We start from the raw sequence: 13,008 nt of genomic DNA on the forward strand, positions 1-13,008 counted from the left end.
CCCGCAGAAGGAGATCCCATGCAGTTCCACCACCACGGCTACGTCTCGCAGGACCCCCGGGTGCTGCCGGCCTCCGGGACGGGCGTCGACCGCCCGACCGATCTGCCGGACGAGGTCGACGTGCTGATCGTCGGGTCGGGGCCCGCCGGCATGCTGCTGGCCGCGCAGATGTCCCAGTTCCCGGAGGTCACGACGCGCATCATCGAGAAGCGCGAAGGGCGCCTCGAGCTCGGCCAGGCTGATGGCATCCAGCCGCGCAGCGTCGAGACGTTCCAGGCGTTCGGGTTCGCCGAGCGCATCATCGCCGAGGCGTACAACATCGGGTGGATGAACTTCTGGGGACCGGACCCGGAGAACCCGCAGAACATCCGGCGCACCTCGCGCACGGCCGACTACGCCTACGACATCTGCGAGTTCCCGCATCTGATCGTGAATCAGGCGCGCGTGCTGGACTACTTCGCCGAGGCGGCCGCGCACGGGCCGGGACGGATCGTGCCCGACTACGGCGTCGAGTTCGCGGGACTCGTCGTCCACGAGGACGGGGACTTCCCGGTCGAGGTGAACCTGAAGGATGCCGAGGGCGAGCGCACGGTGCGGGCGAAGTTCGTCGTCGGCTGCGACGGGGCGCGCAGCGGGGTTCGCGACGCGATCGGCCGCAAGCACGTCGGGGGTGTCTCGGCGCACGCCTGGGGTGTCATGGACGTGCTGGTGAACACGGACTTCCCGGATTGGCGCACCAAGTGCGCGATCAACGCCGAGGCCGGGAACATCCTGCACATCCCGCGCGAGGGCGGGTACCTCAGCCGGATGTACATCGACCTGGGCGAAGTGCCGGAGGACGATCAGCACCGCGTGCGCCAGACCCCGATCGAGACGATCATCGCCAAGGCCAACGAGATCCTGCATCCCTACACGCTCGACGTGAGGGAGGTCGCATGGCACAGCGTCTACGAGGTCGGCCATCGCGTCACGGACGGTTTCGACGACGTGATCGACGGATCCGGACGGACGCCGAGGGTCTTCCTGACCGGAGACGCGTGCCACACCCACAGCGCGAAGGCCGGGCAGGGGATGAACGTGTCGATGCAGGACGGGTTCAACCTGGGCTGGAAGCTGGGCGCGGTGCTGACGGGGCGCTCGCCCGAGTCGCTGCTGGCCACTTACGGCGCCGAGCGGCGACCGGTGGCGCAGCAGCTGATCGACTTCGACCGGGAATGGTCGTCGCTGATGGCGCGCAAGCCGGAGGAGATCTCCGACCCGAACGACCTCGCCACGTATTACCTCGCGACCGCGGAGTTCCCGTCGGGGTTCATGACGCAGTACACCGAATCGATGATCACCGGCTCCGATGCGCACCAGACGCTCGCAGCCGGGTTCCCTCTGGGCAAGCGCTTCACGTCGGCAGAGGTGGTCCGGGTCGCGGACGGCAACGTGGTCCATCTGGGCCACCACGCGAGGGCCGACGGCCGGTGGCGGGTCTACGCGTTCGGCGACCGGGATGGGACGGCGCTGTCGGCCTGGGCGCTGTCGGCGGCGGAGGTCTTCGCCCGCTTCACCCCGTCGGATGCCGACGTCGACGCGGTCTTCGACGTGAAGGCCGTGCATCAGCAGCCCTTCGAAGAGCTCGAGGTCACGACGATGCCCGAGCTGTTCCGGCCCCGGACCGGGCCGCTGGGACTGGCGGACTGGGAGAAGGCCTATGCCGCAGGGCCGTCGAAGTGGACGCAGACGGACATCTTCGAGGCGCGCGAGCTTTCTCGGGACGGGGTCGTCGTCGTGGTACGGCCGGATCAGTATGTGGCCGCGATCCTGCCTCTGGAGGGCGTGGACGAGTTGGCCGCGTTCCTGGAGGGGGCTTTCCTGCCCGCGTCCTGATCGCGCCGGCGGATCCGGGCTGATCGTGCAGGTACCCTCTGCTGGCCGGGTCGAAAGGGGTGGTGCGTGTCGTCGGGCCGCTCTAGCTTGGACTCGGGCGGGAGACTCCCGCCGTGGAGGTGTGGGCGATGGACTGGAAGATCGAGCTGATCTTCGTGCCGGTGAGCGACGTCGACCGGGCGAAGGACTTCTATGTCAGGATCGGCTTCAACGCCGATCACGATCAGACGCCGTACGAGGGCCTGCGGTTCGTGCAGATGACTCCGCCGGGGTCGGCCTGCTCGATCGCCTTCGGCACGGGCCTCGGCGAGGGGATGGAGCCGGGACAGCAGAACTCGATCCAGGTCGTCGTGCCGGATGCGGACGCGGCTCTCGCTCAGCTGCGCGAGGTCGGCGTCGAGGCGCAGGGCGTCGATGAGCAGGCCTGGGGACGTTTCGTCACGTTCGACGATCCCGACGGGAACACCTGGACCCTCCAGGAGCTGCCGGACTACTCGGCCGCGAACCAGGCCTGAGGCGTGCGGGTGGCAGGCCGGCGGCCGGCGTGATGTCTCCGGAGCAGGCGGAGCTCGTCGCTCGGCTGCGAGCGGTGTTCGGTGATGAGCCGGTCGTCCGAGAGGTGTCGATGTTCGGCGGCCGCGCGTTCATGGTGAACGAGAAGATGGTGGCTGCGGCTCTCAAGAGGGGTGATCTCCTCGTGCGGGTCTCAGCCGACCGGCACGAGGAGCTGCTCCGGATTCCCGGAGCGACGCAGGCGGAGATGGGCGCAGGACGCGACATGGGGCCGGGGTGGATCGAGGTCGCGGCGTCCGCCGTCGCCGAGGACGCCGGTCTGCGTTTCTGGACAGGCGTCGCGATGGAGCACAACCGGACGGTGACGGGCGGCGCGGTCTAGCGAATCCGGCGACCTCACCCGCCCACCCAGGCCGGCAGCGAGGCTCGGGGCGTTCGCCACTCTTGATGCGGATCCCACCATGCCGGGCCGCGGATCTGGGGCGTGCCTCCCACCATGCGGATGCTCCATCCGGAGTGGTCGATCGTGCGGTGGTGCCACCAGCAGAGCGGCACCCCGTTGTCGGTGTGGGTGGGGCCGCCGCGTGCATGCTCGACGACGTGGTGGATCTCGCACCAGGATGCGGGAACGTGACACCCCGGAATGAGGCATTCCTTGTCGCGGAGCACGATCGCGCGGCGCTGGTGGACGGTGAAGACCCGATCCGTCGTGCTGATCCCGACGATGCGGCCCTCGTGGAACAGGACGCGCTGGATCGTCGCCGAACACGCGGCGTGGGCGGCGACCGACACCGGCACCGGCTCGTCGACGCCGGCGACGTGCGCCCACCCGGTGCCGCGGACGAAGTCCTAGGCCTCCACCTGCACGACGAGTGTGGGCGCAGCCCCGCCGAGCGAGGGCATCTCGTCATGACGGGCGGCGATCCCGAGGGCGAAGGCGAGCGCGTCATGCTGCTTCTGAGCGACCGTGCGCGGATCGATCACGTTGCGCGGGTCCGAGTTGAACTCGTCGTCATCCGCGAGGAAATCGTCGTCGGAATGCGCGCTGTCATGGAAGGCCACGCCCAGGTCGGGCGCGCCATCGACCCTGGGATTGTTCAGCGCGTCCAGGATGAGTCTGAGCTGCCCGTAGGCCTCGGGCATCAGCGCACCGCGAAGCGGATAGACCCCATCGCGCAGGCGCCCGATCGTGAGTGAGCGGTTCTGCGCCGCCTGCGCCTCGGTCGGAGCGGACCCGTCCGGATCCAGATAGGTCGCGATCAACTGGGCGAACTGACGCAGATCGTCCGGCGTCGCGGGCGGCGCCGGGTTCGGGAACTCCCCGTCGTCCGGCGCCTCCTCCGCGGCGGCGTCGAGGCCTCGCGCGCAGGCGGCGAGCTCTGCGTCGGCACGCAGGCGGTCTCCGCCGCTGATGCGATCGCGAGTCCGATCGATCGGATCGATCGCCGCGATCAGCCCGGCGATGCCGATGACTCCGTCCAAGAGAGCCTCGCGCAGCGCAGGCCAGCGCGGTTCCAGCGGCGCGCCCGTGGTGAGCTCCACATCCCGGTGCACGGCACCGGCGGACTTCACGATCCGTGCCGCGCCGGACGCGTCCACCCGCAGCACGCGCTGGAGCAGCTCGTTCATGTTCCGGCACCCGAACACCGCAGGGAATGTCGGCACGCCGGAACCGGCGGGGCGACCGTCGACCGATGCGACCGTCTCGACCACCAGCGCCTCCACGCGGCGCTGAGCCTCGCCGGCCAGCCGGAGAACATCCATCCTCTCCGCATCCGACATCGCGTCCAGACCAGAGGAGCGCACAGTTTCCGCGATCGTGAGATCGAGGTCGGAGACGACCCGATCGAGAACTGCCGCAGTGCTGTGCATACCCCCATTCAACGCGGGGCCACCGACATTCGACCCGGCCGAGACCGGAGTTGTCCACAGCCTCCGGGCAGAAGGACGAAGACGGAGCCGTGTACAGTTCTGTGCCATGTCGAGTCCGGAATCAGACAGGTCAGGGGCTGCCGGTCGCACCGCCAGCCCCGTGAACCGCTGACACGACGCCCGCCCTCTGCGCGGGCGTGATCCGGCGACTCCCGCTGCAGGCGTGGTGACGAGAAGAACCTGTTCCCGATCTCTCACCTCGGAGTACTCGATGCCTTTCTCCCTCTACCTGCTCGCCCTGGCGGTCTTCGTCATGGGCACCTCGGAATTCATGCTCGCGGGGCTGATCTCCGCGATGGCGACCGATCTCGATGTGACCATCGGTGTCGCCGGACTGCTGACCTCCGCCTTCGCCGTCGGAATGGTCGTCGGCGCCCCGCTGATGGCGGCGTTCGCCCGACGCTGGCCACCGCGGGTCGCGCTGCTCGTGTTCCTTTGCGCGTTCGCCGGCTGCCATGCGATCGGCGCGATGACGTCCGCGTTTCCCGTTCTTCTCGTCATGCGCGCCGTCAGCGCGCTGGCGAGCGCCGGCTTCCTCGCTGTGGCGCTGAGCACCGCCACCAGCCTGGTGCCCGCTGACCGGAAGGGACGTGCTCTGTCGATCCTGCTCTCTGGCACGACGATCGCCACCGTCGCCGGCGTCCCCGCTGGTGCCCTGCTGGGCGACATGGCGGGCTGGCGGGCGACGTTCTGGGTGATCGCGATCCTGTGCGTTCCCGCCGCTCTCGGCGTCGTCGGTAGCATCCCGAGTCGCCCGCTCGGATCTGCGCCGGGTGCCCGCCCACCGGCTCTTCGCGACGAACTCCGCCTGTTGCTGGTGTCACCGCAGCTCCTCCTCATGATGACGCTCGGCGCACTGATCAACGGCGGCACCTTCACGGCCCTGACGTTCCTGGCTCCACTCGTGACGGAGAACGCGGGACTCCCCGACGCCTGGGTTCCGGTCATGCTCGTGATGTTCGGCATCGGGTCATTCCTCGGTGTCACGATCGCGGGTCGGCTGTCGGACCGCCGTCCAGGACTCGTTCTCGCTGTCGGCGGCCCCCTGCTGCTGTCGGGATGGTGCGTTCTGGCGCTCACCTCGGGACATCCGGGGATGCTGATCGCCATGGTGCTCGTCCAAGGTCTTCTGTCCTTCGGCGTCGGGAGCACCGTCATCGCCCGAGTGCTGTACGCGGCCTCGGGCGCGCCGACGATGGGCGGCTCCTATGCCACGGCCGCGCTGAACCTCGGTGCCGCCGTCGGCCCTGCGCTCGGAGCGATCGCGCTCGCCATCGGAGGGGAACCGATCGCGCCCGTCTGGGTCGCGTGCGCCCTCGTCGCGATCGCCCTCGCGATCATGGCGCTGTCGCGGGCCGTGCTGACCGCCGTCGTCACGGCGACCGGATGAAGTCGTGATGCCCGTACGTCGCCGATCGCCGTGCGGGCATCACCTCCAGCCGTCCAGGATGCTCAGCAGAACCCGCGACGTCTCCTCGGGGGCGTCCCACGTGACGATGTGACCGGCATCCGGGATCACGTGCTCGACGATCCCTTCGGCCAGAGCCCAGCGCGGCATGGCGGTGGCGATGTTGCCGGTGCGGTCCGCGGCTCCCCGGACGAGAGCGAGTGGAACCGGACAGCGGTAGGCGGGATCCGGCTCGACGAACGAGACCGTCGCACGCCAGACGTCGAGGAACAGGCGCTTCGGCATCCGCGCGAAGGTCGCCTCGGTGCGGGCGATCGCGGAGGGGGAGACGGCCGAAGCCCGGGCCATGATCCCGGGCAGGGAACGCGCGGGCACCAGCGCGAGCGACGGCGCCGCGAGCCGCAGCCCCCACCGCTCCCACCGGGTCAGAGGCCCCGTGTTCCACGTCGAGTCCAGGACGACCAGGCCCGCGGTCCGTTCCGGCCGTGTGCGCGCGAACGCCTGCACGAGGTTCCCTCCGAGCGAGTGCCCGACGAGGACGGCGCGCTCGACGCCGCATCGATCCAGCAGCGCCGTCAGGTCGTCGAGGATGTCCGCAGCCGTGAACCGGGATGCCGCGGCGAGCGTCGATCGCCCGTGCCCCCGCAGATCCCAGGAGACGACACGGTACCCGGCATCCACCAGCGCGGCAGCAGGTGCCTCGAACATCGTCCGGTCCATGCCGGCGCCGTGGCAGAGGACGACCGCCGGGCCGCCACCGCCCGAGTCCCAGAACGCGATGTCCGCGTCCGGGCGGGTCAGCCGCGACAGCGACGCGCTCATGCGTCAGCGATCACGGGCTCGTCCGCGAGTGCGAACAGCGCGTGCGGGGCGCCGGAGGGGAACAGCGGGCGGACTCCGTCGCGGAGCTCGGCGACCGGCACCCAGCGCACCGGGGAGCCCTCGTCCAGCACCTCCAGTTCGGCTTCCAGCGGCAGGGCATCCAACTCGGCAGAGGCGACCGCGAAGATGTGTGCGATCTCGTGGCCGGGCTCGCCCTCGTAGGTGAAGAGGTTCTCGGACACGGCGAGCAGGGTCGAACCGTCGAGGGTCACGTCCAGCTCCTCCCTGAACTCGCGGTGCAGGGCTTCCTCCGCCCGTTCGCCGAACTCGATCCCTCCGCCGATCGCGCGATAGAAGTCCTGCCCGAGCGACCGGTCGCGACCGCACAGCACCAGGACGTGACCGTCCTTCACGGGCAGGCCGACACTGATGTTGCGGATCGCGGGCATCTGAGAACTCTAGGGCACGAGACGGCCTCGACGCCTCGATCCCCGCCCGCCTCGTGACACGCGTCACGTCCGATCGATGACATCTCCCTCCGGCGGTCCGCTCATCTCCTGGCCAGCCTGGAAGCATGCACACACTCAGTCCGGCGCCCGTCGCGTCCACCGGAACGTCGTCCCAACCGGCGATCGAGTTCACCGGCATGCGCCGCCACTTCGGTCACGGCGATCGCCGTGTCCAGGCGGTCGACGATGTCACCCTCGCCATCGCGCGCGGTGAGGTCGTCGCTCTGCTCGGTCCGAACGGCGCGGGCAAGACCACGACGCTCGACATCCTGCTCGGCCTCTCCGAACCCAGCGAAGGGAGAGTCCGCGTGCTGGGGGAGCGTCCCCAGCATGCGGCATCGCGGGGCGCGATCGGGGCGGTCCTGCAGACCGGAGGACTGCTCTCGGACCTGACCGTGCGCGAGACCGTGAGCCTCATCGCCTCGCTGCACGGACCCGCGTCTCTCGCGCGGGTTCCCGAGGTGCTCGAGCGCGCCGACCTCGACGGGATCGCGCGGCGCCGGGTCGTGAAGTGCTCGGGGGGAGAGCAGCAGCGCATCCGATTCGCTCTCGCGCTGGTCGCCGATCCCGACATCCTCGTCCTGGACGAGCCCACCGCCGGGATGGATGTGACCGCGCGGCGACACTTCTGGGACGTCATGCGCACGGATGCCGCGGCCGGCCGCACCATCCTCTTCGCCACGCACTACCTCGAAGAGGCCGAGCAGTTCGCGCACCGCACGGTCGTCATGCATCGCGGCCGGGTGGTCGCCGACGCGCCGACCGCGCAGCTGCGCGCGGGTCTGGGTGCAAGACGCGTCTCGGCGACCCTGCCGACCCGAGCGGCGGATGCCGCAGACGATCTCCTCGCGATGCTGAACGCGCACGAAGGCGTCACCGACCTGCGCCGGGACGCCGATCGCGTGAGCCTGCTCGCCGTGGACTCCGACGCGGTCGCCTCCGCCCTGCTGGATGCCGGTGCCCGCGACCTGGAGATCGCCGCTCCGACTCTGGAAACCGCCTTCACCGCTCTGACGGAGGTTGAACGATGATCTCGTCGACCATGCTGCGCATCGAGGCCGTCCGCCAGCTGCGCAATCCGTACACGCTCGCCTTCACCCTGACGATGCCGGTCGTCATGTACCTGCTGTTCGGGGCGAGCGCCGCCTACGGCGGCCAGCCTGCCGGGCACGGCAACGTCTCGTTCTACGTCATGGTGTCCATGGCGGCGTACGGCACCGCCGTGGCGATGAGCTCGCTGACCTCGCTCGCCGCGGTCGAGGCGAAGCAGGGCTGGGGGCGTCAGCTCGCCATGACCCCGCTCAGCACGGCTGGATACGCCGCGACCAAGCTGGTCACGGCCGTGGGGTTCGCCGCGCTGGCCCTGATCGCCGTGTTCACTGCCGGCCTGATCACCGGAGCCGAAGCCGAGGACGCCTGGCGCTGGGTCGCGTCGGCGGGGATCATCCTCGGAGCGGGGCTCATGTATGGCCTGTACGGGCTGGGCGTCGGCCTGTTCTTCACCTCCGACACGGCCGCGGCGCTGGCCTCGATCTCGCTGACCTTCTTCGCGTTCTTCGGGAACGTGTTCATGCCGCTGGACGGGGTGATGCTCGACATCGCCCGGTTCACGCCGCTGTACGGCTACGTCGCACTGTGCCGGTGGCCGCTCACGGACGGCATGCTGACCACGGGGCAGACCGACCCCCTGTGGGCGGTGCTGCTGAACATCGCCGTGTGGCTGGTCGTGTTCTCGCTGCTGGTGTTCGCCGGGGCGCGGCGGGCGCGTTCGCGCCGGTAGTCCGGGCGGGCCGGGCGTGGCAAGGTGGGGGAGATGAGGACGCACACCCGGCGCACCGCGCAGAAGCCGTGGGAGCGGTTCGCGTCGGTGATGGCCCTCATCTGGCTGGTCTTCCTCATCTATCCGATGGTGGGCCTGGTGCGCTCGGAGGCCGCGACGGCGTGGGTCGTCCTCGGGTGGACCGCGCTCGTCCTGTTCGTCGTGCTGTACGTGGTCGGGGCGATCCGCGGCATGCGCAGCGATGCGCCGATCGGGTCGCCGCGCGGACCGGGTCCCTGGCTGTTTTTCGCCGGGCTGATCTGCTGCGCACTGCTCTGCGCTCCGGCGGTGGGGGGGACGGCGCTGAGCTTCCTGCCGTTCATCATGTCCTTCGCCTCGTACGGCCTCACCCGTGCGTGGCACTGGATCGCGATCGCCGCAGCGCTGATCATCGCTGCTCTGTTCGTCCTGCTCGCCCCCGGCGGTGTCGGATACGTCACGCTGCTCATCATCATCGCGCTGCTCGCGGTGGTGAACACGGTGTCGACGACGCTGATCACCCGGTCGGCCGAGGCCGAACGGCTCGGCCTCGAACTGGCCACGAGCACGGGGCGCGAAGCCGTGGCGCGCGACGTGCACGATCTGATCGGACATTCGCTGACGGTCGTGCGACTCAAGGCCCAGCTCGCCCGCCGGCTGATCGACTCCGACCCGGAGCGCGCCAGAGCCGAGCTCGCCGACATCGAGTCCCTCACGGCCGAGGCGATCGCCGGGGTGCGCGCGACCGTGTCCGGTGCACGGACGGTCACGCTCGACGAGCAGCTGGCGGCCAGCGGCGACGCGCTGCGGGCCGCGGGGGTCGAGCTCGCGGTCGACGGCGACCCCGCAGCCCTGTCGCCGGCGCAGGCGCTCACCGCCACCTGGATCCTGCGCGAGGCGACGACGAATGTACTGCGCCACGCCGAGGCATCCCTGGTACGCGTGCAGGTCGGGCCGGGACGGCTGTCCATCGCGGACGACGGCCGCGGGCGGAGCGATCAGGAGGGCAACGGCGTGCGCGGCATGCGCGAGCGCGCGGCCGCCGCCGGTGCGCGCTTCCGGATCGACGACGAGGACTCCGGCGGAACCCTCGTGGAGGTGATGTGGTGAGCGAAAGCATCCGCGTGGTGATCGCCGACGATCAGGCGCTCGTACGAGGCGCGCTCGCCGCGCTGCTGGAGCTCGAAGGCGACCTCGAGGTGGTCGGCTCCGCGGCGGACGGCGAAGCGGCGGTGAGCCTGGTGCGCGAGACGGCACCCGATGTCTGCCTGATGGACATCCAGATGCCGGGGACGGACGGCATCGACGCGACCCGGCGGATCCGCACGGCGAGCGAGGCGACGAAGGTGCTCATCGTGACGACCTTCGCCCGCCCCGGCTATCTGCGTCAGGCTCTGGATGCCGGAGCCAGCGGCTTCGTCGTGAAGGACACTCCGGCGGAGCAGCTCGCCGACGCGGTGCGCCGCGTCCACGCAGGGAACCGCGTCGTCGATCCGGCGCTGGCCGAGGAGAGCCTGTTCAGCGGAGCGAATCCGCTCAGCGAGCGGGAGCGCCAGGTGCTGAGACTCGCCGCCGACGGCCGGTCTGCGGCCGCCGTGGCATCCGAGGTGTTCCTCTCCGCGGGGACCGTGCGCAACCACCTGTCGTCCGCGATCGGCAAGACCGGCGCCGCGAATCGCGCTCAGGCCGTGCGCATCGCGCAGGACAAGGGGTGGATCTGACGGGGGAGCACCCCGGTCAGGAGTTCACGCGGATGATCTCCTCCTGGTACGGCGCGATCACGTCGCCCGAGATGCGCAGATCCAGGAGGAGGAAACGGCGTGCGGAGGAATCCTCTGCGGCCCAGGATCCGAGCCTGTCCAGATCGGCGAGGGTGCGGACGACGACGCCCTCGGCCCCCACCGCGGAGGCGAACGCGGCGAAGTCGACCTCGGGGATGCGCATCGGCTCCTCGGCCAGCCCCTTCAGACCGTACAGATTGACCTCCGCACCGTAGGCCGCGTCGTTCCAGACCACGGCGCATCCGCGCCCGCCGGCCGTCCGGACGGCGGATTCGAGGTCGGCGACGGCCATGAGCCCGCCGCCGTCCCCCGTGGTCAGGACGATCGTCGCCTCCGGACGGGCGCGTGCCGCGCCGACGACGCTGGGCCAGCCCTGGCCGATGGCCTGGAAGGCCGTGCCGACCATCATCATGCGATCGGGAGACGCCACCGGCCAGTACATGTTCGCCCAGCCGATGAAGTGACCGCCGTCGGACACCACGATCCGGTCCGCGGGCAGCAGTTCGGCGATCCGGCGGGCGGCCGAACGGGGGTCGAGGCGTCCGTCCGGCGCCTGTTCATCGCCAGGAGCATAGGCGCGCGCGGCCGCGACGTCGACGGACTCCCGCCAGGGCGCGCGCCGAACTCCTGCGGAATCGCGTCTCGCGGCATCCGCGGAGCCGGAAGCGTCGGAATCGCCGGAGTCCGGCACGGCCCCGGCCCCGGCCCCGGAATCCGACGCCGCGGTCACCCGCGTCACGAGCTCCTCGGCGACGAGTCGCGCGTCGCCGCGGACGAAACCTCCGACATGAGCGTGCGTCGCCGACGCGGACACGTCCACCTGGTACACCCGCGTCCCGGGAGCGAACAGGGCACCGAAGCGCATCGTGAACTGGTTCAGCGATGCGCCGAAGACCACCGCGACGTCGGCACGGCGAACGAGCTCCATCGCGCCCTCCGCCCCGAAACCCCCGGTGACTCCGAGGTCGTACTCCGCGCGCAGGAAGACGCCGCGACCGAGCGCCGTGGATGCTGTGAGAGCGCCTGCCGCGTCGGCCAGGCGTCCCAGGGCGTCTCCGGCACCGGCCAGCCACGCGCCGCGTCCGGCGAGCAGGAACGGGCGCTCGGCGCACGCCAGGGCCGACGCGATCTCGTCCAGCATCCCTTCGGCGAACGGCCCGGCCGGCGCCATCGGTGCCGGCAGTCGCAGCGTCGCCGCGCGCTCGGCCGTGTCCTCGTCGGCCTCCAGCGCCGCCACATCGTACGGGATCGCCAGGACGACCGGCACCCGATAGGTGAGGGCGTGCTCGATCGCGATGATCGTGGTCGCCGAGGCATCCGCTCGTCCGACCGTGTAGGTCCGCGCGCCGACCGCGGAGGCGAGCGCGATCTGGTCCACGTCCCACGGACGCGGGCCTGAGGTCGGCTCGTCACCGACCACGAGCACCAGCGGGATGCGCGCCTGCACCGATTCGGCCAGGGCCGTCAGGGTGTTCGTGAAGCCCGCGCCGTAGGTCGCCGTCCCGGCCGCGATCCGCCCGGATGCGCGGTAGTGCGCGTCGGCGGCGACCACGGCGCCCTGCTCGTGCCGGACCGCCGTGAACGACGCGGCGGTCTGCGTCTCGATGGCATCCAGGAAGTAGGCGTTGCCGTTGCCCATCACGCCGAACACGGCATCGACGTGCTGGGCGAGGGTGCGGGCGACATGGGCGGACACGGTGGGCATGCGAGAGCCTTTCGACACGGACGGAGGAGGGTTTCCGTATGTGTCTCGCCCCGCCGCGTCGTCGCCGCGGGCTTCGTGCCCCTTTTTCGGGCACCGGCGTCGGATGCCGGACAGGACACATTCTAGAGTGGATGCCGTGACTGATGCAGCGAACGAGCGCGAGACCCTCACCTGGGACGGATTCGGCGAGGCGACGCGGGATCTCGCGCGCCGGATCCTCGACAGCGGGTTCGTCCCCGAGGTCGTCGTCGCGATCGCCCGCGGCGGACTGCTGCCCGCCGGCGCCATCGCTTACGGACTCGGCGCGAAGAACTGCGGGGCGATCAACGTGGAGTTCTACACCGGGGTCGGCACCGTCCTCGAAAATCCCGAGGTGCTGCCGCCCGAGCTGGACATGGCCTACCTCGACGGGCGGCGCGTCCTGCTCGTGGACGACGTCGCGGACTCGGGGCGGACGCTGGCGCTCGCCGCGCATCTGCTGGAGGACATCGGCGCCGAGGTGCGCTCGGTCACGATCTACACCAAGCCCTCGACGATCATCCAGCCGGACTACGCCTGGAAGGACACCGACCTCTGGATCGACTTCCCGTGGTCGTACAAGGGCACCGTGCGCGAAGAGGACCAGGGACTTCCGCCGACCGCCTGACGTCACCGGGGCCCGGCAG

Annotated in this window: 14 protein-coding genes; 9 read left to right on the top strand and 5 right to left on the bottom strand. The window is 70.4% G+C overall.

Going from position 1 to position 13,008, the window contains the following annotated elements:
• Positions 1-18 precede the first annotated feature (18 nt).
• The 3 genes from AC3RXZ_RS07950 (at position 19) to AC3RXZ_RS07960 (ending at position 2,770) form a co-directional block, all read left to right on the top strand.
• Positions 19-1,875, top strand: coding sequence for an FAD-dependent monooxygenase (locus AC3RXZ_RS07950; RefSeq protein WP_491493671.1), 1,857 nt, complete (start codon positions 19-21; stop codon positions 1,873-1,875).
• A gap of 128 nt (positions 1,876-2,003) precedes the next feature.
• A complete protein-coding gene (locus AC3RXZ_RS07955) occupies positions 2,004-2,390 on the top strand; it encodes a VOC family protein (RefSeq protein ID WP_243230770.1) in 387 nt (128 codons plus the stop codon).
• A 32-nt stretch (positions 2,391-2,422) separates the two neighbouring features.
• Complete coding sequence (locus AC3RXZ_RS07960) at positions 2,423-2,770, top strand: TfoX/Sxy family protein (RefSeq protein ID WP_491493814.1); 348 nt, start codon at positions 2,423-2,425, stop codon at positions 2,768-2,770.
• Positions 2,771-2,784: 14 nt separating this feature from the next.
• On the opposite strand, the gene AC3RXZ_RS07965 is transcribed toward AC3RXZ_RS07960, so the two are convergent.
• Positions 2,785-3,180, bottom strand: a complete 396-nt coding sequence (locus tag AC3RXZ_RS07965; protein WP_491493672.1) for an HNH endonuclease signature motif containing protein — start codon at positions 3,178-3,180, stop codon at positions 2,785-2,787.
• 57 nt (positions 3,181-3,237) lie between these two features.
• Positions 3,238-4,260: a DUF222 domain-containing protein gene (locus tag AC3RXZ_RS07970; protein ID WP_491493673.1), complete on the bottom strand. Its 1,023-nt coding sequence runs from the start codon at positions 4,258-4,260 to the stop codon at positions 3,238-3,240.
• Positions 4,261-4,531: 271 nt separating this feature from the next.
• Here AC3RXZ_RS07970 and AC3RXZ_RS07975 point away from each other — a divergent pair, with 271 nt between their 5' ends.
• A complete protein-coding gene (locus AC3RXZ_RS07975; RefSeq protein ID WP_491493674.1) occupies positions 4,532-5,710 on the top strand; it encodes a Cmx/CmrA family chloramphenicol efflux MFS transporter in 1,179 nt (392 codons plus the stop codon).
• Positions 5,711-5,749: 39 nt separating this feature from the next.
• On the opposite strand, the gene AC3RXZ_RS07980 is transcribed toward AC3RXZ_RS07975, so the two are convergent.
• Positions 5,750-6,550: an alpha/beta fold hydrolase gene (locus AC3RXZ_RS07980; protein ID WP_491493675.1), complete on the bottom strand. Its 801-nt coding sequence runs from the start codon at positions 6,548-6,550 to the stop codon at positions 5,750-5,752.
• A complete protein-coding gene (locus AC3RXZ_RS07985) occupies positions 6,547-6,999 on the bottom strand; it encodes an NUDIX hydrolase (RefSeq protein ID WP_491493676.1) in 453 nt (150 codons plus the stop codon). The genes AC3RXZ_RS07980 and AC3RXZ_RS07985 overlap by 4 nt, the downstream gene beginning before the upstream one ends.
• Positions 7,000-7,124: 125 nt before the next feature.
• Between AC3RXZ_RS07985 and AC3RXZ_RS07990 the strand changes: the two genes are divergently transcribed.
• The 4 genes from AC3RXZ_RS07990 to AC3RXZ_RS08005 are packed head-to-tail and all read left to right on the top strand — an operon-like array spanning position 7,125 to position 10,578.
• Entirely contained in the window at positions 7,125-8,090 is a 966-nt protein-coding gene (locus tag AC3RXZ_RS07990) for an ABC transporter ATP-binding protein (RefSeq protein WP_491493677.1), read from the top strand.
• Entirely contained in the window at positions 8,087-8,839 is a 753-nt protein-coding gene (locus tag AC3RXZ_RS07995) for an ABC transporter permease (RefSeq protein WP_243230779.1), read from the top strand. The genes AC3RXZ_RS07990 and AC3RXZ_RS07995 overlap by 4 nt, the downstream gene beginning before the upstream one ends.
• Before the next feature lie 33 nt (positions 8,840-8,872).
• A complete protein-coding gene (locus AC3RXZ_RS08000) occupies positions 8,873-9,967 on the top strand; it encodes a sensor histidine kinase (protein ID WP_243230781.1) in 1,095 nt (364 codons plus the stop codon).
• Positions 9,964-10,578: a response regulator gene (locus AC3RXZ_RS08005; RefSeq protein WP_491493678.1), complete on the top strand. Its 615-nt coding sequence runs from the start codon at positions 9,964-9,966 to the stop codon at positions 10,576-10,578. Before AC3RXZ_RS08000 ends, AC3RXZ_RS08005 begins: the two co-directional genes overlap by 4 nt.
• A gap of 16 nt (positions 10,579-10,594) precedes the next feature.
• Here the strand turns inward: AC3RXZ_RS08005 and AC3RXZ_RS08010 are convergent, their stop codons facing one another.
• Positions 10,595-12,343 (bottom strand): thiamine pyrophosphate-binding protein, encoded by a 1,749-nt coding sequence (locus AC3RXZ_RS08010; RefSeq protein WP_491493679.1) that lies wholly within the window; start codon positions 12,341-12,343, stop codon positions 10,595-10,597.
• Between the two features lie 103 nt (positions 12,344-12,446).
• Between AC3RXZ_RS08010 and AC3RXZ_RS08015 the strand changes: the two genes are divergently transcribed.
• Entirely contained in the window at positions 12,447-12,989 is a 543-nt protein-coding gene (locus tag AC3RXZ_RS08015) for a phosphoribosyltransferase (RefSeq protein WP_243230786.1), read from the top strand.
• The last annotated feature ends 19 nt before the right edge of the window (positions 12,990-13,008 follow it).

The organism is Microbacterium cucumeris, from assembly GCF_058349845.2.

Coding starts and splice junctions, on each gene's coding strand:
- AC3RXZ_RS08000 (WP_243230781.1), top strand. CDS start 8,873: ATGAGGACGCACACCCGGCGCACCGCGCAGAAGCCGTGGGAGCGGTTC.
- AC3RXZ_RS07950 (WP_491493671.1), top strand. CDS start 19: ATGCAGTTCCACCACCACGGCTACGTCTCGCAGGACCCCCGGGTGCTG.
- AC3RXZ_RS07970 (WP_491493673.1), bottom strand. CDS start 4,260: ATGCACAGCACTGCGGCAGTTCTCGATCGGGTCGTCTCCGACCTCGAT.
- AC3RXZ_RS07960 (WP_491493814.1), top strand. CDS start 2,423: ATGTCTCCGGAGCAGGCGGAGCTCGTCGCTCGGCTGCGAGCGGTGTTC.
- AC3RXZ_RS07955 (WP_243230770.1), top strand. CDS start 2,004: ATGGACTGGAAGATCGAGCTGATCTTCGTGCCGGTGAGCGACGTCGAC.
- AC3RXZ_RS07985 (WP_491493676.1), bottom strand. CDS start 6,999: ATGCCCGCGATCCGCAACATCAGTGTCGGCCTGCCCGTGAAGGACGGT.
- AC3RXZ_RS07975 (WP_491493674.1), top strand. CDS start 4,532: ATGCCTTTCTCCCTCTACCTGCTCGCCCTGGCGGTCTTCGTCATGGGC.
- AC3RXZ_RS07980 (WP_491493675.1), bottom strand. CDS start 6,550: ATGAGCGCGTCGCTGTCGCGGCTGACCCGCCCGGACGCGGACATCGCG.
- AC3RXZ_RS07995 (WP_243230779.1), top strand. CDS start 8,087: ATGATCTCGTCGACCATGCTGCGCATCGAGGCCGTCCGCCAGCTGCGC.
- AC3RXZ_RS08015 (WP_243230786.1), top strand. CDS start 12,447: ATGCCGGACAGGACACATTCTAGAGTGGATGCCGTGACTGATGCAGCG.
- AC3RXZ_RS08010 (WP_491493679.1), bottom strand. CDS start 12,343: ATGCCCACCGTGTCCGCCCATGTCGCCCGCACCCTCGCCCAGCACGTC.
- AC3RXZ_RS07990 (WP_491493677.1), top strand. CDS start 7,125: ATGCACACACTCAGTCCGGCGCCCGTCGCGTCCACCGGAACGTCGTCC.